Origin of the sequence: Virgibacillus doumboii (genome assembly GCF_902806455.1) — a bacterium.
In the GTDB taxonomy this organism is placed as follows: domain Bacteria; phylum Bacillota; class Bacilli; order Bacillales; family Amphibacillaceae; genus Lentibacillus; species Lentibacillus doumboii.
Genome location: NZ_CADCWQ010000001.1, coordinates 1,270,214 through 1,293,164, shown reverse-complemented (window position 1 = coordinate 1,293,164; position 22,951 = coordinate 1,270,214). Strand labels below are relative to the sequence as shown.

Annotated in this window: 19 protein-coding genes, 1 pseudogene and 1 other annotated feature; of the genes and pseudogenes, 5 read left to right on the top strand and 15 right to left on the bottom strand. The window is 38.9% G+C overall.

The features are described from left to right. Positions 1-19: 19 nt before the first annotated feature. From G6R02_RS06170 to G6R02_RS06145, 6 genes and pseudogenes are all read right to left on the bottom strand, one after another. On the bottom strand, positions 20-532 hold the full coding sequence (locus G6R02_RS06170) for a MogA/MoaB family molybdenum cofactor biosynthesis protein (RefSeq protein WP_164668362.1): 513 nt from the start codon (positions 530-532) through the stop codon (positions 20-22). A gap of 11 nt (positions 533-543) precedes the next feature. After that, the gene (locus tag G6R02_RS06165) at positions 544-1,734 is read right to left on the bottom strand and encodes an acetate kinase (protein ID WP_164668361.1); all 1,191 of its coding nucleotides are present in this window, start codon (positions 1,732-1,734) and stop codon (positions 544-546) included. 24 nt (positions 1,735-1,758) lie between these two features. Continuing rightward, a complete protein-coding gene (locus G6R02_RS06160; RefSeq protein WP_164668360.1) occupies positions 1,759-2,745 on the bottom strand; it encodes a class I SAM-dependent methyltransferase in 987 nt (328 codons plus the stop codon). Between the two features lie 104 nt (positions 2,746-2,849). Beyond that, the gene (tpx, locus tag G6R02_RS06155; protein ID WP_164668359.1) at positions 2,850-3,350 is read right to left on the bottom strand and encodes a thiol peroxidase; all 501 of its coding nucleotides are present in this window, start codon (positions 3,348-3,350) and stop codon (positions 2,850-2,852) included. A 253-nt stretch (positions 3,351-3,603) separates the two neighbouring features. Continuing rightward, positions 3,604-4,050 (bottom strand): annotated as a pseudogene (gene ytfJ, locus G6R02_RS06150) (GerW family sporulation protein); the annotation flags it as partial. 20 nt (positions 4,051-4,070) lie between these two features. Further along, entirely contained in the window at positions 4,071-4,637 is a 567-nt protein-coding gene (locus G6R02_RS06145; RefSeq protein WP_164668357.1) for a DUF2953 domain-containing protein, read from the bottom strand. A 135-nt stretch (positions 4,638-4,772) separates the two neighbouring features. Here G6R02_RS06145 and G6R02_RS06140 point away from each other — a divergent pair, with 135 nt between their 5' ends. Continuing rightward, positions 4,773-5,573: an NAD kinase gene (locus G6R02_RS06140; protein ID WP_164668356.1), complete on the top strand. Its 801-nt coding sequence runs from the start codon at positions 4,773-4,775 to the stop codon at positions 5,571-5,573. Positions 5,574-5,699: 126 nt separating this feature from the next. Here the strand turns inward: G6R02_RS06140 and G6R02_RS06135 are convergent, their stop codons facing one another. The 7 genes from G6R02_RS06135 to refZ all read right to left on the bottom strand — a co-directional run bounded on the left by G6R02_RS06135 (position 5,700) and on the right by refZ (position 13,418). Next, a complete protein-coding gene (locus G6R02_RS06135) occupies positions 5,700-5,900 on the bottom strand; it encodes an alpha/beta-type small acid-soluble spore protein (protein WP_164668355.1) in 201 nt (66 codons plus the stop codon). Between the two features lie 701 nt (positions 5,901-6,601). Continuing rightward, complete coding sequence (thiI, locus tag G6R02_RS06130) at positions 6,602-7,804, bottom strand: tRNA uracil 4-sulfurtransferase ThiI (protein WP_164668354.1); 1,203 nt, start codon at positions 7,802-7,804, stop codon at positions 6,602-6,604. Positions 7,805-7,810: 6 nt separating this feature from the next. Further along, positions 7,811-8,950: a cysteine desulfurase family protein gene (locus G6R02_RS06125; protein WP_164668353.1), complete on the bottom strand. Its 1,140-nt coding sequence runs from the start codon at positions 8,948-8,950 to the stop codon at positions 7,811-7,813. A 230-nt stretch (positions 8,951-9,180) separates the two neighbouring features. Further along, on the bottom strand, positions 9,181-10,344 hold the full coding sequence (locus G6R02_RS06120; protein ID WP_164670333.1) for an RNA-guided endonuclease InsQ/TnpB family protein: 1,164 nt from the start codon (positions 10,342-10,344) through the stop codon (positions 9,181-9,183). Between the two features lie 203 nt (positions 10,345-10,547). Next, on the bottom strand, positions 10,548-10,865 hold the full coding sequence (locus G6R02_RS06115; protein WP_164668352.1) for a hypothetical protein: 318 nt from the start codon (positions 10,863-10,865) through the stop codon (positions 10,548-10,550). Position 10,866: 1 nt separating this feature from the next. Then, a complete protein-coding gene (gene ezrA, locus G6R02_RS06110) occupies positions 10,867-12,558 on the bottom strand; it encodes a septation ring formation regulator EzrA (RefSeq protein WP_164668351.1) in 1,692 nt (563 codons plus the stop codon). Between the two features lie 248 nt (positions 12,559-12,806). Continuing rightward, positions 12,807-13,418, bottom strand: coding sequence for a forespore capture DNA-binding protein RefZ (gene refZ, locus G6R02_RS06105; RefSeq protein ID WP_164668350.1), 612 nt, complete (start codon positions 13,416-13,418; stop codon positions 12,807-12,809). Between the two features lie 116 nt (positions 13,419-13,534). On the opposite strand from refZ, the gene G6R02_RS06100 reads away from it, so the two are divergent. After that, positions 13,535-14,017, top strand: coding sequence for a GAF domain-containing protein (locus tag G6R02_RS06100; RefSeq protein ID WP_164668349.1), 483 nt, complete (start codon positions 13,535-13,537; stop codon positions 14,015-14,017). 33 nt (positions 14,018-14,050) lie between these two features. Here the strand turns inward: G6R02_RS06100 and G6R02_RS06095 are convergent, their stop codons facing one another. Next, positions 14,051-15,928 (bottom strand): sensor domain-containing diguanylate cyclase, encoded by a 1,878-nt coding sequence (locus tag G6R02_RS06095; RefSeq protein WP_164668348.1) that lies wholly within the window; start codon positions 15,926-15,928, stop codon positions 14,051-14,053. Between the two features lie 337 nt (positions 15,929-16,265). On the opposite strand from G6R02_RS06095, the gene rpsD reads away from it, so the two are divergent. Further along, positions 16,266-16,868, top strand: coding sequence for a 30S ribosomal protein S4 (rpsD, locus tag G6R02_RS06090; RefSeq protein ID WP_164668347.1), 603 nt, complete (start codon positions 16,266-16,268; stop codon positions 16,866-16,868). A 184-nt stretch (positions 16,869-17,052) separates the two neighbouring features. After that, positions 17,053-17,595 carry a hypothetical protein gene (locus G6R02_RS06085; RefSeq protein ID WP_164668346.1) on the top strand — a complete coding sequence of 181 codons (543 nt, stop codon included), beginning with the start codon at positions 17,053-17,055 and terminating at the stop codon, positions 17,593-17,595. A 43-nt stretch (positions 17,596-17,638) separates the two neighbouring features. Here the strand turns inward: G6R02_RS06085 and tyrS are convergent, their stop codons facing one another. Further along, on the bottom strand, positions 17,639-18,913 hold the full coding sequence (tyrS, locus tag G6R02_RS06080; protein WP_164668345.1) for a tyrosine--tRNA ligase: 1,275 nt from the start codon (positions 18,911-18,913) through the stop codon (positions 17,639-17,641). 301 nt (positions 18,914-19,214) lie between these two features. Beyond that, positions 19,215-19,426: a binding site (T-box leader), on the bottom strand. A 123-nt stretch (positions 19,427-19,549) separates the two neighbouring features. Between tyrS and G6R02_RS06075 the strand changes: the two genes are divergently transcribed. Beyond that, positions 19,550-22,660 carry a transglycosylase domain-containing protein gene (locus G6R02_RS06075; RefSeq protein WP_164668344.1) on the top strand — a complete coding sequence of 1,037 codons (3,111 nt, stop codon included), beginning with the start codon at positions 19,550-19,552 and terminating at the stop codon, positions 22,658-22,660. Positions 22,661-22,951 lie beyond the last annotated feature (291 nt).

The following is a 22,951-nucleotide window of genomic DNA, read 5'->3' as shown; positions in this document are numbered from 1 at the left end:
CCTTCCGATTGGCTAGGCGTTATTTTAGATCTTTTTTTACCTCAGTGACAACGTGTGCAACTTCGGGCAGGATAAGCTTGTTCATGGCAAGCTTTACAGCACCTGACGAACCAGGTGTTGCAAAAATAACGGTATGATTGCTTACCCCTGCAATTGCTCTCGACAAAATTGCTGCTGAGCCAATATCCTCCTGGTAGCTTAACATGCGAAAAATCTCCCCAAAACCGGTCAGCTCTTTATCCAGCATAGATTGTATTGTCTCAATCGTCACATCACGATAGGCTATCCCAGTCCCGCCATTTGTCAAAACAACATCGACATCAGGATTTTCACAGCAGGAATCAAGCATATTTTTAATCGCGCTGCTTTCGTCCGGGATTATTTCCTTTCTTTCCACACGATGACCAGCGTTCTCCAAAAGCGATACCATCAGATTACCGCTTTTATCAGTTTCGTTTGTTCGCGAATCACTGATTGTGATAACCACACAATTTACAGATTGCTTTTTTTGCTTATGTTCATGTACCGACAAAAAATTCCCTCCTATTCTAATTCAATAAGACGAACAGTATCACGGGCTATCATAACTTCCTCGTTCGTTGGAATTACAATAACTTTAACAGGTGAATGAGGGTAATTTATAAAAGCTTCTTTTCCGCGAACTTTATTTAGTGCCGGATTCCAATACACACCCATAAACTCTAATCCTGTCAGTACTTTTTCACGGACGATGTCACTGTTTTCCCCTACACCTGCCGTAAATATGATTGCATCCACGCCCGACATTCTCGCCGCATAAGAGCCAAGATATTTATGGATGCGCGCAGCAAATACTTCCAGGGCAAGTTCTGCACGTTCATTTTCTCCAGCCTGTTGTTCAATATCACGCAAGTCACTCGAAAAGCCGGACAAAGCCAGCATTCCGCTTTTTTTATTTAATATATTTATTACTTCATCAGCTGTTTTACCTGTTTTTTCCATAATAAATGGGATAAGCGCAGGGTCAATGTTCCCCGACCTCGTACCCATTGTTACACCTGCGAGAGGCGTAAATCCCATGGACGTATCCATTGACCTGCCTTTGTCGATGGCAGCTATACTTGCTCCGTTACCCAGATGGCAGGATATTAAGCGAAGCTGCTCAACTGGGATACCTAATAATTCAGCTGCACGCTGTGATACATATTTATGTGATGTACCATGGAAACCATACTTACGAATGCCATACTTTTCATAGTACTCGTATGGCAAGCTGTATAAGTAGGATTTTTCAGGCATCGTTTGATGGAATGCCGTATCAAACACAGCAGCCATTGGCACATCCGGTAAAATTTCCTGGAATGCACGAATTCCTGTTAAATTAGCTGGATTATGCAGGGGAGCCAACTCCGAAACTTCATCAATTGTTTGAATCACATCATCCGTGATTGGAACAGAGTCGCTGAACTGTTCCCCGCCATGGACAACCCGATGACCTACCGCATCAATTTCATCCATCGATTGGATAACACCCGAGCTTTCGAGTTTATCCAATAAATGTTTTACAGCATCTTCATGATCAGGTATATCAACCGTTATTTTATCTTTACTATCGTCAATTTCCATGGTAAATACAGAATCAGATAAACCTATCCGCTCAATAAGTCCTTTTGCCAACACGTTTTCTTCAGGCATTTGAATTAATTGAAATTTTAATGACGAACTGCCGGCATTTATAGCTAAAATCTTGCTCATCGTAATTCAACTCCCTATCAGTGCCTATTTATTCAAGTACGTTGCAAACCAGCTGTTCATTTGAGAAAGAATATCATTCATTGCTGTTGTATTTTTAAATGATGGAAGCTTTACCAGCAAAGGCTGCTTTGGAGCAGATGTACCTTGCCCATTCTTTTGCAATATAAGAATACTTTTCACACTTTTCTCTGACTTAAATGCCGATTCCGGTAATCGCAGGACACCAACAATATGCGCATATTCTTGAAGGTACGCATGTAGCTTATCAGACTGATCACTGTCAAATAAGAAATCCGGAATGACAAAAATCAAATATCCTCCGTCTTTTGTATAATTTATACTCTGCTCAATGAATAAATGATGTGAATAGGAGTGACCTTCATCAGCTTTTAATTCAAATTCATTTGCACGGATGTCGTCCGGATAGTAACCGACAGGCAAATCAGCCACGATCAGGTCAACCGGATCCATTAGGAACGGACGTAAACTATCCTGGTGAAAAAATTCTATTTCTTTTTTCTGCAAATTTGCACTCAGTACGGCTAATTGTATTAATGTTGGATCGACTTCACCTGCAAAAGCCTGCTGTGTCTGTTTAAGCTGACCTAATACTGCTGTTAACAGGTTTCCCGTTCCACTTGCAGGGTCAAACACACGTAAATCTTCTTTGCTGCTCGTAAGCTTTTCAGCCAAATATCCGATAAATAACGCAACAGTTTCAGGTGTCATCAAATGCTGCTGTTGCGTTGAACCCTTCATTCCTTTTAGAATTGCCAACTGTATTGCCTTGCGAATCTCATCAAGTTGGTATAAAGATAGGTCTGTATGTCGTATGATATCCTGCAGTTTATGTGCAGCAGCTTCATCCATCTTGTCAGAAACATTTTGATCAAAAAACATTTCCAGTGTCATCGCCAGGCTATCCAAATATGTCTCATTTACCTGATTTTGAATTAATTCAGTTGCTTTGTCTATTTGTTCAAATAAAATTTCTACATTAGTCTTTTCCATTATTGTAAATCCTCCGATCTTTAAGCGCTTCTATTGTACCAAAAGACCGGTCCATTGCACAAAAATCTCCCCTGCAATTCGCGCAGCAGGGGAGATTTCACCATTTATTCTGCTTTTCTGGCAGCTTCCAATGCTTTTTCATAATCTGGGAAATTAGTTACTTCGCTAACATATTCAACATACGTAACCTTATCATTGGAATCTACCACGAATACGGCTCTTGCCAGTAAACGCAATTCTTTTATTAAAACACCATACTTCTCACCGAAATCGGCATCACGGTGGTCTGATAATGTATCCAGGTTTTTAACACCATTTGCTGCACACCAGCGGCCTTGAGCAAACGGTAAATCCATGCTCACTGTCAGTACATGTGTGTTATCCAGTTTATCCGCTTCCTCATTAAAGCGTTTCGTTTCCTCGGAACAAACACCTGTATCAACCGATGGAACAGCTGCAATCAGCCTGACTTTTCCTTTATAGTCATCCAACGAAACTTCTTTCAGATCATTGGAAAGCACAGTGAAGTCTGGTGCCTTGTCCCCTGCGGAAATCTCATTTCCTAAAAGTGTGACCGGTTCTTGTTGGAATGTAACATTTGCCATATGAATCATTCCTCCTAAAGAATATTTTATCTTCACACTTTATTATGAAATTATTTTCATCTAAAGTCCAACGATACAATGGTTTAAAATGGTACAAATTTATGAACGTCGGATTTTAAATATCATAATTTGTCTGGTCAGATTGCTGATTAGAGCTTTGATTGTTCTGGTTGTTCTGGTTGTCCTGATTTTTCTCTTTTTCCTGATTATTTTGCTTATCTTCATTCTCATTCTTTTTCTTGTTCTCCTGTTGTTCTTTTGAGTTTTTCTCTCCTGACTTTTGATGTTGGTTCGATTTATACGATTGAGCCGATTCCTTTAGCATTTGCTGAATTTTTTCAACTGCCTTTGGGGCGAAATCAATCATTTTTTCATATATATGTGTGTTCTCATCCAAGTGTATCATTTTAATCCCTCTTGGACTTACTATCAAAAATGCTATCGGAGTAATGGACACACCACCGCCGCTACCGCCGCCAAAGGGTAATTTATCACTTCCGCCTGATTCACCGCCTTTACTGCTTCCGGAATTAAATTCACTTCCACCCGCAGCAAATCCGAATCCAAGTTTGGAAACAGGAATAATTACGCTGCCATCCGGAGACTCAACCGGATCCCCGATAATGGTATTCACTTCTATCATGTCTTTCAGGTTTTCCATCGCAGTTGTCATTAAGCCCTGAATAGGATGTTCTTCCATGATGATCCTCCTTTTATTCATCAAATAATCGCTTCTTTTTTCACTGGGAATTTCCGTATTACTTTAAGAAGTGCGTACATAGCTTGCCCTATTCTGATGGATACAATGCAATCAAATTCCGATTGAAATTGCCGGTGATTAAATAATGGTGTTACCGTTAAGGATGGCTCACAGTCAAAGTTACTTTTTTCAGCTAACACCCCGATTAGCATACCTTTAATTGCCCATATTCCTCCGCTGGCCACACCTGCCATACTAGCTTCCCCTGTACCGACATGTGTTCGCCAGTTAAGTTGATGAAAATGTATTCTTCTAAATAAAATAGTAAATATATCATTCATATCTTTTATTTTTTGTACAAAGTTATTACTTATTTGATGTAAAAATTCCAGAGCCTCCCGAATCGATTTATCTTCATCCGTTTCCGATAGATCAATGCACCTTCTTATCAGTCTCAGACGGTAAAAATAGATATTGATTGTGATGGTTTGTTGCTGTTGATTTAAGAAAAATGCACTTTTAACTTTAACTTTTGAAAATAAAAGTAAAATGATGATTAAAATGAAGCCTAATAACAGCCAAATCATATACCACACCCCGTTTCATTCTATTTTGCTACAAATTTCCTTTTTTACTCTCAACTATTGTATCTGTTAGGAATTTTTGGATGGAAGTGATACTATTGAAAGAGAAGATACTTCATAATGGAGGCAATGATTACGATGCCAAATCGAAAAAACATTTACTTCTATTACCAGAAAGATACAAAACTTGAGGATAAATTACAGCCATTATTTGACCTTGCACATCAAAATGACTTTACAATTGTTGATAATCCGGACAGCGCGAATGTAATTGTAAGTGTAGGTGGTGATGGTGCATTTTTGCAGGCAGTTCGGAAGACAGGGTTCCGTCAGGATTGTTTGTACACTGGAATAACACAGTCTGATCAGTCCGGTTTATACTGTGATTTTAATATGGATAATTTTGACAGCATGCTTCATTCAATGGTTCATGAGGAAATGGAGGTACGACGTTTTCCGGTAATTAATGTACAGGTTAACGGTGAATCGTCGTTTAATTGTCTGAATGAGGTCAGTATCCGATCCACGCTTATTAAAACGATTGTTATTGATGTCCACATTGATGATATGCACTTTGAGACATTTCGCGGTGATGGACTGATTGTTGCAACCCCTACAGGAAGTACTGGATATAATAAATCAACACGCGGTGCAGTAGTTGATCCTAAAATCCCATGCTTCCAGGTATCTGAGCTTGCTTCCATTAACAATAACCGCTACCGGACACTGGGATCTTCTTTTGTTTTAAACAAAGACAGAAAACTGAAATTGGAAATTATTCAGGATGGTAATGATTATCCAATTGTCGGATTGGATAATGAAGCCTACTCCATACGGAATATAAAAAATCTGATGGTCACTTTAAGTGATAAAGTCATTAAAACGGTTAAGCTGAAAAATAATTCGTATTGGGACAGAGTGAAGCGGACATTTTTGTAAAAATGTTCTTTTCTCATAGCATTGTTCCAAAAGGTATTAACTGCGATATAGCAAAGATAACTACCGCATTAAATAAGGGCTGCCCTCTTTAAGGACAGCCCTATAGCCAGTATTATTTTATTTTAGTTACTGTGGAGAGCCGCCAAACTGCTGTTGAGCAGATTGTACAAGACGCTTCGTAATTTCTCCACCTACAGACCCGTTGGAACGGGAAGTATTGTCTGCACCAAGTTGAACACCAAATTCTTGTGCAATCTCAGTTTTCATTTGATCCAGTGCTTGTTGTGCACCAGGAACTACTAATTGATTACTGTTGTTGCTTGCCATGTTCAATCACCTCCTTGGTACTAATAGAGTTTGTAGCAAAGAGGATTTTTAAACTGGTAAGTCTTGTTAATAACTCAACTTTCCCACGAATATTAGCTCAAACAGTTACCTGTGGTAATGGAATACTTCTATTGTTGCCTTGAAACTTAATACACATTTCCAAAAGGTTGTTTTTTTGCACAAAAGACATAAAATGCGACGTAACTTTATATGGTTCTTGGTCCGCCGCTGCGGAAATACACTTCGCTGGGGATGGAAAACAGGTTATTGTTATCATTAGATAATGGAAGCGGACATATTTTCCGCTAATCCACCCAAAATCACTTTTTCAGCAGGGTTCGCGGACATATTTTCCGTTATCCGGTTAAATTTGCAGCAAATCAACGCTTTTATGACCAATAACGGAACAAATGTCCGTGAATATCATAAAAACACTCTTTATGACGCTAATAACGGAAAATATGTCCGCCTCGTGAGATTACCTGAGCGTGGATTGAAATCATCCGCCACCCCCAGTAGTACCGAACAGCATGAAATGTACATTCCGAAAGTTACTGCGCATTTTATATCAAATATGATGAAAACCAATGAACCTTTAATCCAAAGTAACTCAAATAGTCTATTCTATACTTCTCCATTCTTTCAAGACTCATTTCAATCTTGCAGAAGTTGAACAACAAAGCAGTTGCTGGCGGCCCTTTTTACAGCAAATCCTCAAATTCCTTTTCCACATCTGATTCACCAGTTAATTTCACGGTTTCAATGCCATTGATTGTTTCTTCAAGCAGCTCGGTGAAATCTTGTTGTGATTCGAACATATTTACCTTTTCTCTTGTCGGTTTTGTCTTTGGAGATTTCGGAACAAAAATCGCACAGCAATCTTCGTATGGACGGATAGAAATATCATACGTATCAATGTTTCTCGAAATTCGAATAATATCATCCTTATCCATCGCAACCAAAGGACGGATCACCGGATAATTGGTAACTTCATTGATCACATTCATACTCTCCATTGTCTGGCTGGCCACCTGACCAAGACTTTCACCTGTAGTCATTGATAATATGGATTCATTTTTACATACCTGTTCACTGATACGCAGCATCATCCGACGCATAATTGTCATTGCATAGCCGTCTGGCATTTCCCTGAAAATATGCTGTTGCAATTTTGTAAACGGAACAACATGCACTTTAATGGAACTCCCGTAATTTGTCAGTTTCTTAGCTAAATCCATTACTTTTTGCTTGGAACGTTCACTTGTAAATGGCGGGGAATGAAAATGAATTGCCTCAATCTGCACACCCCGCTTCATTGCAAGGAACCCGGAGACAGGACTATCAATTCCGCCGGATAGCAACAGCAATGTCTTCCCGGATGTTCCTACCGGCAATCCGCCTAGCCCTGGTATAACATTGGATGTTATATACGTTGCCTCTGTTCTGATTTCCACTTTTATTTCCAAACCCGGCTCATGAACATTTACCGCATACCCCGCAGTATTTGACAATAAATGCCCGCCAAGCACCTGGTTCATATCTTGTGAACGAATAGGAAAACTTTTATCAATCCGCTTCACTGACACTTTAAATGTATGGACATTTTCACTGTTTTCCAGTGCCCATAATGCTGCCTCTTTGATTTTTTCTTCTTCATTTTGAACTTTTACTGCCAGGCTAAGACTTTGGATTCCAAAGATTTCCTGACATTTTGTAATTATCGGATCTGGTTCATGTCCATTCAGTAAAACGAACATTCTCCCCTGCGTCCGTTTTACTTTTACCTCAGGATATTCTTTTAACTTATGGCGAATATTATTTTGCAGCTGAACGATAAATTTTTTTCTGTTTTTTCCTTTAAGTGCCATCTCACCATAGCGGATTAAAATATGATCATATTGCATAATTATCTACTCCATTACTGCTTTTAATTGATTTATTGATGCTTCCAATGCATGCAAAAACGTATTTATTTCCTCTTCAGTTGTGTCATAGGACATACTGATTCGAAGTGCAGAGGTGGTACGACTCTGGTCATACCCGCACGCTGCCAATATCTTACTTTCATCGGTTAGTTTTGATGAACAGGCAGATTTTGTTGAAATAAATATCTGCTGCTCGCCAAGCATATGAATAATTACTTCCGGCTTCAAACCAGGTACTGAAATATTCATTATGTGTGGTGCACCATCTTGAGGGGTATTAATCTGCACACCATCCATTTCAGTAAGTTTACTGTGGAGAAGCTTTTTCAACTCATACATGTGCTCCATTTCAGTTTCTTGCCGCTCCATAATTAGTCGAAGTGCTTTTACCATTGCCACTGCGCCTGCAAGGTTTTCCGTACCTGACCTTAGGGCACGTTCCTGATTACCTCCGTGTAACAATGGAAACAATACCGTTTTTTTGTTCACATATAAAATTCCTGTTCCCTTCAGTCCATGGAGTTTGTGACCGGAAATAGTGCATAGGTCAATTCCACTGTCAGCGAGTTTCAGTGGAACCTTCCCCACGCCCTGTACATTATCGACATGGAAAAATAATTTTGGATACTGTTTGGCGATTTCTCCAATTTCCTTAATCGGCTGGATTGATCCAAGTTCATTATTTACATGCATGATGCTGATTAGAATAGTATCGTAGCGGATTGATTGTTTTAAATCCTCTATTGATACTACACCATTTTCGTCCACTGGTAAATAAGTTACAGTAAACCCCAGTTTTTCCAGACTGCGGCATGCTTCAAAAACAGAAGGATGTTCAATTTCTGTAGTGATAATGTGTTTTCCGCGTCCCTGATGTTCCAGGGCAATTCCTTTTATCGCGAGATTGTTCCCCTCCGTTCCTCCAGAAGTGAATATAATCTCATCATTTTGTACATTCAAAAGCTGAGCTGCTTGTTCTTTCGATTTAAGCAAAAGTTTTTCTGTATCTCCGCCAAGCTGATGGATGCTTGATGGATTGGCAAAAAAATTCTCGGATACCTGTTGAAAACTTTTTAGAACAGATGGATCCGGCTTTGTTGTAGCACTGTTATCTAAATAAATCATGTTATTAACTCCTTGAAAATTAATGCGTACTAAAACAATCAAGGCTGACGTGTACCTCTCCAACTAATCACGTTGCAATTTGATGGAGCATCCCAAAATACAAATGATTTATAGGATTTTCCTCCTTCAGCGATCGTTGCTTTGTTCGTTGTGAACCGAGTCTTACACAATCTCCAGAGGCGTTAATTATACTGTTCTGGCGGGACCTCGACCTACAGTTTATATCTAGTTTATGCAGTTGGGCTCAGACCCATTTGATCCAGCCCGACTTTTTCAATATTAAGTGCGGCATTATGGTCACGGTCAAGTATGGTTCCGCAATCCTTGCAGACATGCGTGCGAACGGAAAGTGACTTTTTCACTTTCTTACCACAACCAGAACAGTTTTGACTTGTGTAATGAGGTTTTACTTTAACTAATAAACCGCCATTTCGTTCACATTTATAAACTAACATATTACGAAAATTTCCCCATCCGGCGTCGTGTATGGATTTTGCTAAATTGCGGTTTTTGACCATGTTTTTGATTCTTAAGTCTTCCACGAAAACCATGCTGTAATCGTTCGAAACACGAAAGCTTTGCTTGTGGTGAAAATCCCTACGCTGATTAGCCACTTTTGTATGGATTTTTTGCACCCTTTCCAGTTGCTTCTTCCAGTTTTCTGAGCCTTTTTCTCTCCGTGATAATTTCCGTTGCATACGTTTTAGTTTCTTTTCTTCTTTACGCAGGAATTTTGGATTTTTAATTTCTGTTCCATCAGGTAGGACGGCAAATTTTTTGATGCCAACATCTATCCCTGTTGTACTATATCCACCATCGATAGCCGTTTGATTTACGTGTTTTTCAACACTAAAAATCGCAAACCAACGACCCCCTTGGCGTTTGATAACGTCTTGTTTAACTGGTCCACCCAATTTCCGGTGAAGATTAATGTTAATCGAGCCTAGCTTAGAAACGCGTAAATGCCCATTATTATCAAACGAAGCAGCAAAACGAACGGGTTGAATCCTCATCTTGCCAGTCTTCTTGTTATTCACTTTTTGTGTACCAACACCAAATTGTGTAAAGGTAATGGAGCTATAATCTTTATATTTCTTTTGCTTCGGGTATTTCGCGTCTTCTTTGAAAAATTTATCAAACGCTTTTTCCAGTCGAAAAAACACCTCTTGTAGCGGTTGGGATGGCACATTTTTCAATACAGCAAGTTTCTTTTTATCTTTTACTTGTTGTTTTTGCAAGTTGTAACGTGACAACCCTTTTTTATGTTTCTTATAATACCGTTGTTTATCCAAAAGAGCAGCATTGTACTGCTGGCGACAGATGGATATCCAACTATCTAATAGTTCCACTTGCTTTTCAGTTGGGTATATTTCATACTTGTAGTTTAGTATCATCAGTCGCCCCTCATTTTCGAACGTGTGTTTGTATTTTGAGTTTACACTATTTTTTATTATTTGTAAAGTTCTGTTTATTATTTTCAGCAAATAATAAAAGCCATTCATCCCCCACTAAATCCGATAGATTTTGAAGGGGAATTCTGGCTATTTTTTGTTAAAAGAAAAAGATATGATGTTTATATCCTAGGCAGCCTTTACAATTATTCCTCTTTCACATCTAACATTTCCAGCAGAACATCAATGGAAACTTTATCGCTTTCGTTGGTGACCATAATGCTATCAAGTTTCATTGATGTTGATTGCTTTTTCGTATGCATGGCATATACTTTATCAGTCTTACTAGTCTGTTTGTCGAATGTTATTTCATTTTTTACCTTTACTCCATTTTGCGATTCAACATGTTTGTCCAAAATAACCTGCTCATTGCCGGCTGTTAAAAAAACAACTATGACAGCAGTCCAAATACTCATCACGCAAATACCCAAAAGCAGCAATATTCGTTTGTTAACTGATTCCATCTTAATTCGCAGCCTTCTGATATTCTTCGATACGTTTTAATGCTCCAGGTTCAATTTCTTCGATTGCTTTGGCAGCCTGTTCTAACGCAAGGTCATATTCGTATGAACGGAATAATCGCTCCGATTCAGATAATTTGGCTGCAAGTACCGGATATTGACTGCGGTAACGGTTTGCGTATTGAATAACTTGCTCGGTGAGATATGCCTGGTCCAGCATTACCTCCGTCTGTTCCGTTACATGATCAACAGCTACCTTAGCTTCTGATAGTGCATGTTGAACCTCCGAGATATCCAATGGCTGTTTCTCCAGTACGGTTATTACTCGACTGTTTTTTTCGGCAGCTTCTTCCATTATATTCCAGATAAAACTGGGAACTCCCGGGATATTACTTTTGTTAAGTCTTCGATTGCAGTGGTATAGTTCGTTCCTCATTTCGGAAAGTTTTTCTTTTGCTTCCAGTTCATCTTTTCGTAAATTTTGGATACGTTTTTTAAATTCATCATGCTTTTGCTGCAGTTCTTCAGCTTGATCAAATCCACTTTCCAATTCAGCCCGCAAATCAGAATGCGACCTTTTTTCATCCTCCATTCCGGTTGAGATCTCTTTCAGCTGGTTTCGCAACTGCATAATTGCTTTGTCCAGTGACAGGTATTTTTCCATATCACTATCTTCAAAGTGGTACGTTTTCTTGAGTTCTTCCACTTCTTCTTTCGTGGTATGGAATTCACCTTCCAGACTGTCCAATGCATCCTGATAACTCGGTATCTTCGTTTCGACGTAATTTTTTGCGATTGCTTCCTTTTCAAGCAGCTGATACATTTCTGCAATCCGGTCCTCTATCTCGGTAATGATCACTTTCGCTTCAGAAGCGTCACCTTTTTCGAGCGAATTAACACAATCCAACAGGCGGCGCTGATAATTATGTACTTCTTTTTCGAAGCCAAGATGTTCAATCCGGTAGCCATCTTCTTTCATACCCTTGAGGCCTTTAAACAGTTCATCAAGCTGAGCCGGCAATTCGTCCTTACAAGCTTTATAAGTTTCCGGAAATACATCAATCTCCGTTTCAAGTACGCCCAATTTATATTTCAGCTCTTCAACCAGCTGCTGCGCTTCAGAGTATTCACCGGAATCAACAAGGTCATGATACTGGTCAAGTTGTTCATCAAGCTCATCGATTTCCACTTCAAAACGAACTTCTGCTTTTCCGTACTGATAGCGGTTTTGTGAAAGCTGTTTGCGTAAAGCCTTGATGCCAGGCTGAATTTGTTCAATCTCTTTTCGGCTCGATTCTTCGGATTCCATCAGTTCATCCAGCTCATCAAGCATACTCTCGATATCTTTTTCAATTTTTTGCATGGTTTGATCAACATTGCGCAATGTTTTTTTAGCAGTAGGAAAACGATATCGGTCTGCAGCTTCTTCAGCATCGAACAGGTACTCTTCAATATCTGGCAGCTCTTTGGTTACGATGTACTCCCAGCGATCTTTCCACTTTTCAAATTTAACCTGTGTTTCACCTGATAAGTTCAATTGTTTGATCCGGCCGATCTGTGATGCGATATTACGATTCATAATATCCATTTTCCATGCCTCAAGACGGTCAACCACATCGTATACCCGTTTACGCATAATGAGTCCAATTATTATTAGTGTTATGATTACCAGAATAGTTCCAATGATATATGCCATAAAATGCCTCCTAAATGTATTCCTGAATAAGAGGATGATTGTTCGCTGAAATCTCCTGAAAAACAGGTATAAAAAATCAGAACGTTTCAAAGAGATTATAAATATGTCATTATTATACATATGATACCATGTAATTGGCATTTTTGGCTAAAAAAATTCAAATAAATTAAGGATTTGACAACTTTTTTGCTCAAAAAAATAAAAATGGCGGTTTTTACTTGCCATTTTTTGGTTCTGCTGAATTATAATCAGTTAGTTTGCTGAACTACAAAATCAAGCCAACTATCAATTGTTCTGACATAATTTTTCACAAACTGATTGTGTGAGTGTTCCCCGATTACCTGATTTTTCCATTCGTTCTGCAACATATAGGGTGTCATTAACATTCCTTTCAATTGCATTAACAAAAATTGACTGTCCGGATTTTGCTTTTTCTGTTCCGGAAGAATGGCTTTGAAAGCATTACTTATAAAATAATTTTCTTTTGCAAGATATGTAACAGTCATCTCCCGAACGAATACAGAATCGAGTGAAAGTTCCCGGTGAATGAAACATGAAAATTGATGATTATCCTGCTTGTACTGTATAATAGCTTCAATCATTTTTTTCAGTCGTTCCAGTGGGGATACGGTTTCATTTACAAGCAATGACTCTTCCATCGTTTTCAAATATGCTTCATAATACTGTGTGACAGCATGTTCCAGAAGTCCTTGTTTGCTTTTGAAATAATAACTGATTAACGAGACGTTTACCGTGGCTTTATCAGCTATATCCCGTACAGACGTGCCATGGAAACCATTTTGAAAAAATAATGAAGATGCTGCATCTATTACTTTTTGTTTTGTTGGATTTTTTTTCATCAGTAATCAACCCCTTACATCTCTTTTACGACAAAGTGAGAATGAATCCTTCAATTTTCTCTCGACAATTATCTCTGGTCTTTGTCGAAATATGCATAATCGAAAGGAAAATGAATATGTTTCAAACCGCAACATACTCCGGTGATAAGGTAAAAGACTATCAACTGTTATTGAAACAATTGTCTGCTCTGTCTGAAGGCGAGCAGGATGATATTGCCATTTTATCGAACGCTTCAGCATTATTAAACCAATTTCTTGGGGAAGTAAACTGGGTCGGGTTTTATATTTGGAGAGAAGATGAGCTTGTACTCGGGCCATTTCAGGGTCTGCCCGCGTGCATCCGTATCGGATATGGCAAAGGCGTTTGCGGTACTGCAATTAAGGAACGGAAAACGCAAAGGGTGGAAGATGTTTTCGCATTTCCGGGACACATTGCGTGTGACAGTGCAAGCAGGTCAGAAATTGTTGTACCATTGATTATAAATGATGAAATCTATGGTGTACTTGATATCGATAGTCCGATTACAAACCGCTTTGACGAAACAGATCAGATATATTTGGAAAAGTTTGCTGAAATACTGCAGAATTATATCAACTGAACAGATGCGGCTGGGATCAACCCCAGCCACATTTTACAATTCAGGATATTTTTTTAGTTCTTTTGCTTTAACTACACAGTTCTTACCCATATTTTTTGCTTCGTACAATGCCTTATCTGCACGTATGAATACTTCACTTACCGAATCCTTCGTTTTATCAACCCATGAAGCTACCCCACTCGATAATGTAATCTTCGGCTCCGTAAAGTTTTCAACCTGTTTGCGGATCTGACCGGCCATCGTTACCCCATCATCAATACTTGCATTAGGCAGGTAAATTGCCAGTTCTTCTCCTCCCCATCTTGCAGGGATGTCCTCTTCACCTAATTGTGTTCGAATAATATCTGCCACCTGGACAATTACTTCATCACCTATATAATGGCCATACGTGTCATTAATCTTTTTGAAATCATCAATATCAAACAGAATTAATGCTCCTTTCTCATCTGTTGCCATATGGTCCTTTAATGATTCATCAAGGTGGTTCCTTGAATATAAGTTTGTAAGGTAATCGGTAATTACTGCTTTCTCCAATTTACCCCTTAAGATCGAGTTTGTCAGTGCTAATGTTGAATGCTGAATAAGCGATTGCATCAACTTAAAGTTTTCAAAGGAAAAAGAATACTTTTCCTCTTCCATAATAATTACCGCCCCGTGTATCATTCCGGATTGTATCATCGGAATGATCATTACAGAGCCGTAGGGAATCCGAAATTTATCCCTTTTAAAATTACCCGAGAATATCGGTTCACCATTTTCCTCTATCTCCTTAAGTATGTATTCCGCAAACAGTTTACCTTCGTTTGTTGCAAAATAATTCGTACTTCCTGTTAAAAAATCAAATTGACCCCCCGGTTCATCCTGAACATAAAGAAATCCGACCTGTGAAGCTGGGCAGGCATTTATAATTTGTTTTTTTAATATAGCTATAATTTCGGAAAGCTTTAAATTAGAATTAAGTTTATGTGTCGCATCATTAATTAGTTTCAAATCAGAAATAAGATTTCTTGAATGCTGATAAAGGGTAATATTTTCAATTGCGGCACCAGCAGTATTGGCAAATTGCGAGATGAAATCAATTTCTTCATCTGGAAAACCAATTGTGCATGGTGTAATGAGCTGTAATACCCCGTAAACAGCCTGTTTCCCTCTTAATGGTGCATATAGTGCCGTATTTTTGTCCGTCAGCCGATTTTCCAGCTGCACCTCGCCCGAAAGAAACGCCTGCGTACTGACCCTTTTTGTTGCATCATCACTGTATTCGATAGCTTTAACAGGCAATGAACTATCCGCATCATAATCCTGAGATAACAACAGATAATATGAGAAAGATGGATACAGTTTTTCTAATCCCTGAACGATTTTTGTCAGTATATCCTGTTTATCACTTGAAGCATTCAAACGGGATGACAAATCAAACAGGAACTTATTCCTTTCCTCACTGTGCTGACTGGAAATATAATAGTTAAACAACTTGAGAAGCCGCTCTGTTTCCATTTTAAGCAGATCAATAACATGATCTGATGGAGTTGCTGTGTTTTCCGGACTGGTGAAAAACAGAAAGCCCGGTGATTCATCGTTTGCTAATAGCGGAATAACGATAGAATTAAGAGGCTTGTCTTTCTCTTTAAAAACAAATGAACCATCCATTACATGCTGGTCCATATTGTCTTCATAGAAATAAGCTACTGATTGTTTTAACGGGCCATTTTCCTGAAAGTCCGTTTTGATTTCATATGTTTTATTCCAATTATTATATATGTAAACGGCTGAATGAGTCATATTTAATAAAACTGTCAACTGTTTAACAGCTTTGGAAAGCAGTTTACTATATGATTCATGTTCTATATCAGAAATAAGTTCAAAATATGTGCTTCTGATTTTCTCCTGCAGTGTTTCTTGAGATATCATATATATCACCTATCATATAGTACTTTCTACTTATTATATCGGAACAAATGACAATTTCCTATAGAATTTATTGAAAAAAACTTTAATGACTTATATAATCATTAAAAATTGCTTGATATTGTTGACTTCCTTGTCTATAACTTATATACTATTCTTTGTGTAAAATAAAAAGGTAGCTTACGTGAACCTGCGTTACTGTCATTTTGTTCCTCAACTACTTGAGGTGTATCGCGTAACTCTCGGCTGCTGGAGCGATGGTACATGAAAGCAAAATGCATAGCGAGTTGGAACACACTGTCTTATTTTATGCAAATAAAATAAAAGGAGGAAATGTCTAATGGCACGATATACTGGACCAGTATGGAAAAAGTCACGTCGTCTCGGCATTTCATTAACCGGAACAGGTAAAGAACTTGATAAACGCCCTTACGCTCCTGGACAACATGGGCCAAACCAACGGAAGAAAATGTCCGAATACGGTTTACAACAACAGGAGAAACAAAAACTTCGCTTCATGTACGGATTGAACGAGCGTCAATTCCGCAGCATGTTTGATGAAGCAGGTAAAATGAAAGGTATTCATGGTGAAAACTTCATGATCTTGCTTGAATCCCGCCTGGATAACCTTGTTTATCGCCTGGGACTTGCACGTACCCGCAGACAATCCCGTCAGTTGGTAAACCATGGTCATGTAACTGTTGACGGCAAACGCGTTGACATTCCATCTTACCGTTTGAAGCCAGGTCAGGTTGTTGGTCTTCGTGAAAGATCACAAAACCTTGACATCGTGAAGGAAGCTATCGAAGTAAACAACTTCGTACCGGAGTACCTTACATTTGATGAAGACAAAATGGAAGGAAGCTATTCACGCTATCCGGAACGTTCTGAACTTCCAGCTGAAATTAATGAAGCGCTTATCGTTGAGTACTACTCACGTTAAAATTAAGTATTCAAAGAATGCAAACACTCAAATCCTTGATATTATAAAGGATTTGAGTGTTTTTTGTTTTATTTAAGATACATAATGATAATTTTGATAATTATGAAACTTCTTATGCCTTTCACCCGTATATTTAATATAATGGAAAAAAGCGGGTTATATTGGGTAAGGAGAGATTTAAAACATGTATATTGCAATCGGCATTGGCATCGCAGTGGTTACTGTACTACTGCTGGTAATTGACAAATTTGCTCCCTTTTCAGAGTTTATGGGTGGCTTTAAGAAAGGTACTTTTCCAAAATTCATCATCGGTCTTTCCACCGCTGCTGTTTTGTGCATAGGATATGGTATTTATTATGAATTGACTTATCAGCCGCCATACCTCGATATCCAGGTGGACGGTAGCAATCACACGGTATTTGGAGACATTGGCGAAATCGGCTATTATGCAGATGGTCTGGTCACGAAAGGCGAGGAAAATACCGTTTATTTAGTATCCTGGGCAAATCTGAATCTTTCCGGCAATACCAGCATTACGATAGAATATCCATCCGCAAAAGAAGAGACATGGACTCCAACCGTATCTCCTGTAGATGGTATATCCAAAAATTTGAAAGATGAATATGGCATCAAAGAAATCTATCAGCTTGAACCCTATACCTTTGAGGAATCAGGAGTTATCGAGTTGACAATTAATGATGAAGAATTTTCGATTGAAGTGAATTAATATGAATGGAGCCATTATCTAACAAATAATGGCTCCATTACATTTAGTTCTTGTAGCTGATCAAATAGTATTTTTTCTTCCCGCGTCTGATAATCGTGAACTTATCCTCAATCCGGTCTTCCCCATTCACCAGATATTGCAGGTCCTGTTGACGCTCGCCATTTATATAGATTGCACCGTTCTTAATATCTTCCCTTGCCTGTCGTTTGGAAGATGAAATCGATGCGTTTACCAATAAATCAACTAGTCCTGTTTCTGGTTCAGATGTCTCATATGTCGGCACGTCCTTAAACCCTTGCCCAATGTCACTGGCAGATAAATCTTTTAAATCACCGCTAAATAATGATGCAGATATCTTCTGGGCCTGTTCCAACGCTTCCTGATCGTGAACTTCCCTCGTCATCTCTTCTGCCAATCGTTTTTGAGCCACACGGTTCTCAGGATGGTTTTCAATCTCCTGCTGCAGCTGATCAAGTTCATCATGCTCAAGGAACGTAAAGTAGTACAAAAATTTCATGACATCCCGGTCATCCGTATTAATCCAAAACTGATAAAATTCGTATGGTGTTGTTTTTTCGGGATCGAGCCATACTGCCCCGCCAGCCGTTTTCCCGAATTTTGTTCCGTCTGCTTTTGTAATCAAAGGTACAGTTAAACCGAACACATCAATCTCTTCTTCCAGGTCTTCTCTGGAACGGCGGATTAATTCCATTCCTGCTGTTATATTTCCCCACTGGTCACTCCCGCCAATTTGCAATGTGCAATTTTCCTCTTCATATAATTTCATAAAGTCGAGTGACTGCAAAATCATGTAACTGAATTCGGTAAATGAAATCCCCTGTTCAATTCGTGCTGAAACAGATTCTTTACCAAGCATGTAATTAATACCGAAATGCTTTCCTGCATCCCGAAGAAAGTCAATGACTGTCATGCTGCCCAGCCAGTCGTGGTTATTACGGGCTACGGCGGCGTTCGAACCACTATCAAAATCCAGTAATTCAGCGAGTTGTTGTTTAATTTTATCGCTGTATCCATGTACCACATCAGCCTCATTTAACGAACGTTCAGTGGATCGTCCGCTTGGGTCACCAATCATCCCTGTTCCACCGCCGATTAAGGCTATCGGACGGTGCCCTGCTTTCTGGAATCTTTTTAACATGGTAATTGGTACCAGATGACCAAGGTGCAAGCTGTCAGCAGTAGGATCAAACCCACAGTACACCGTTACCTGTTTTTCATTTAAATGCTTTGCTAACCCCTCATCATCAGTTGTCTGGTGAATCAAATTACGTTTTTCCAAATCCTTTAATATATCCATTGGGACACTCTCCATTCTCTTATAATAAATTTTAGTGAAAGGAAATGCACTGCACACCAGGTGGTCATTTGTTCCGTTATTTGAGTCAAAAACATCAATTTTGAGCTGTTTACGGACATTTAATCCGCTATGTGGCAAATAAGGAGCTTTATTCATACATTTTCAGCAGATAGCGGAACTGATGTCCGCGAACATCTTCAAAACCCGTCTTTTTACGAAAATAACGGAATAGATGTCCGCTCATTGTCATCCATCCGCCTCCACCCCTTTAAAAATAAAAAAACCCATCCCTTAAACGATTAAAAGGGACGAGTTAGTTCTCGCGGTACCACCCTTGTTGCATAAATTTATGCCACTTTGGGGTTGTTAACGATGACACCACCGTCTTCTTTATTAAAAAAGAAGAAAGCTCCAGATTGTAATTCGTCTGCAAATATATACCGGCTTGCAGCCACCGCCGGCTCTCTGTGAATAGGGATTTGCATAACTACTGCGACCATTCATTGCTTATTGTTATTAATTATTATCTATTCATACCATATTCATAATGGAAAAGCAATATATTTTATCCGATTTTTTATACAACAAACCTTTCCACTATGCTATAATGATACAAGGAATTTAGGAGGTATCATAGTGGATTATAAACAACAGTTTCAAAAATATAAGCAAAAAGCCAAATCAATCTGGGAAACTGGTAAAGTCCAAAAAACATCACGTATAACCTATGATGTTACCTGGAATGTTATTTTATTTTTCCTGGTTGTTGGTTTAATCGGCTTCTTCTTTGCCGGTGGTCTGGGTGCAGGCTATTTTGCGTCACTCGTTAAAGATGAACCTGTACGCAGTTATGCAAGCATGGAAAAAGATATCTACAACTATGAAGAAACGTCAAAACTGTATTTTGCCGGGAATAACTATTTTGGTGATGTACGGTCAGATATACATAGAGAAGAAGTGAAACTGGAAAATGTTTCAGATGTGCTGATTAATGCTGTAATTGCAACCGAGGACGAATACTTCAAAACACATGAAGGAATAGTTCCAAAAGCAATTGTCCGTGCAATGGTCCAACAGGTTACAAACTCACCTGTGCAATCGGGAGGAAGTACACTTACCCAGCAACTAGTCAAAAATCAGATTCTGACGAACGAAGTATCATTTGAACGTAAAGCAAAAGAAATCCTGATAGCAATGCGGCTGGAACGTTTTTTTGAAAAAGAAGAGATTCTTGAAGCATATTTAAACATTGTCCCTTATGGCCGTGATGCTTCAGGGGGAAATATTGCTGGTATCCAAACAGCAGCACAAGGTATTTTCGGTATTGATGCGTCAAAAGTAAATTTACCACAGGCAGCATATCTTGCCGGACTGCCTCAAAGTCCATCCTATTATACCCCTTTTAAAAACAATGGCGGGTTAAAGGACAAGGCAGGGTTACAGCCAGGTATCAACCGGATGAAATCGGTACTTAACAGAATGTATGAATCAGAGTATATTACGAAAAAAGAATATGAGAAGGCATTAAACTATGATATTGTAGCTGACTTCACCGAAGAATCACAATCACCCGTTGAGAAATATCCTTATTTAACCTTTATGGCTGAAGAACGTGCAAAAGATATTATTCTTAAACAGCTTGCCAAAGAAGATGGGTATTCAATGGAAGATTTGAATAAAGATGAAAAGCTGATGGAGGAATATCGTATACTGGCTGACCGTGCATTACGAAGAAACGGATACAACATTCATACCACTATTGATAAAAAAACACACGATACGTTTAAAAAAATAGTTAAAAATTATAAGTATTACGGACCCGATTGGACAGGGAAAGTTACGAATGAAGAGACTGGTGAACGAAAGAAAATAACGCAAAAAATACAAACAGGTGGTATTTTAATAGAAAATAAAACTGGTAGAATTATAAGTTTTATAGGCGGTCGGGATTACAATCCGGAAAACCAGTTTAACTATGCAATGCAAGCTGAACGTTCTAACGGTAGTACGATGAAGCCGATTCTGACGTATGCACCGGCATTTGAAATGGGAGCCGCACAACCAGGAACTCCTATAGCTGACATTAGAACGAGTTATTCAACACCAAGCGGTACTTATACACCTCATAATTACGCAGGCGGGTACCATGGAATTGTCTCAGCAAGAAAAGCACTCTATAATTCTTACAACATTCCGGCAATTAAAGTTTACGATAAAATCCGGGATTCGAATCCGGTGAAAAAATTTCTCGAACCAGCGGGTATCACAACAATAGGTAAAAATGAGTATGCAAACCTCTCACTCGGTATCGGTGGAACAACCACAGGGGTTACTGTTGAGGAAAATGTAAATGTATTCTCAACACTTGCCAATCAGGGGCAAAATGCTGATGCTTACCTGATTGACAAAATCACTGACCAAGACGGAAATGTTATCTATGAACATGAAACAGAACTAACACAAGTATACTCACCGCAAACTGCCTATCTGACATTAGATATCATGCGGGATGTTATTGATAGAGGAACTGCAACATATGTTAATTCGCAGCTGAAATACAGAGGAGTTGACTGGGCAGGAAAAACTGGTACTTCCCAGGAATACAAAGACGCGTGGTTTGTCGGTGTCAACCCGAAAGTCTCGATGGGTGTGTGGATCGGTTACGATATAGGAAAAAGTATTCAATGCCCTTCATGTACCCTGAGTTACAGCCAGCGAACCCAGAATTTATGGGCCCAACTGATCAATGCGGCATCAGACATTAATCCTGAACTTGTTGCACCGAATAAAAACTTTGAACGCCCTGGTGGAATCGTTTCGAGAAGCTATTGCGCTATTTCCGGAATGCTGCCATCTGAATTATGTAAAAAAGCAGGACTTGTGAAAACAGATCTATTTAATGCAAAATATGTACCTACTAAAGAAGATGATAGTCTTATAAAGGGCTCCTACGTAATGGTAGATGGAAAATCTGTCATGGCTGGAGAAAATACACCTGAAGAATTTACTGAGGGTGATGGTATAGCGTTTAATCCTGAATTTTTAGAACGGAAAGGTTATGATGAGCTTAGTGATCTTTCGGTACTATTCCCACGAACAAATCGAGAGAAATGGGAAAAAATCAGTTTGCCACCGTCTGATGTTAGCAATGATACGATAAAAGATGATGGCAAAAAGCCTGCTGCACCTGCTTCCTTATCAGGAAACGGTAAACTGTCCTGGAAGGATTCAAGCAGTAAAGATGTTGTCGGCTACCGGATTTTCCGGGCAAGTAAGCCGGGAGGTTCATTTAAGCTGATAGGTAACACGACAGAAACCAGTTACAATATTTCCGGTGGTAATGCTGTATATCATGTAAAAGCAGTTGACTACTTCGGACTGGAATCTTCCGCATCAAAAGAAGTTGTCGTAGGTGATTTTTCAAAACCGGATAAGCCAGACAAACAGGAAGAACCGGATAAGCCTGAGAAAAACGATGAGGACAAAAAGCCAACACCACCGACGGGGATTAGCACATCATATGACAAGAAAAGTAAAACAATAACTGTTAAATGGAACCATAACTCGGCTACTAACTTTACGGTGACGCTTAGTGGTGAAAACTATAGCAACTCTAAGTCTACAAAAAGTAAACAGGCTATTTTCAAAATAAATAAGCCTAAAGGTACTTATAGTGGTACCATTACAGCCAAAGAAAACGGTAAAACGAGTGACAAAGCAACTTTCTCCATAGAAATTAATAACTAATGAAGAATGGCAGGCAGTACTTTTGAAAAGTACTGCCTGTTTTCTTAAGATTAAAACATACACTCGGAATGTTTATGCAATATAATTTACCGAAAATAATGTGAACTTGAGCGAGAAATTTGTGAACTTAAGCGAAAATAATGTGAACTTGAGCCAATTTCAACCAGTTTGAGCCGATTCTGTGACAACTTGAGCGAATTCCGCAGCATAGTAAACTTCTGTCAACAAAGAACAGATCAGGTCTGCACTTATTTGGGTAGTCCGGTTATAATTTTCACTTTTCACTAAAAA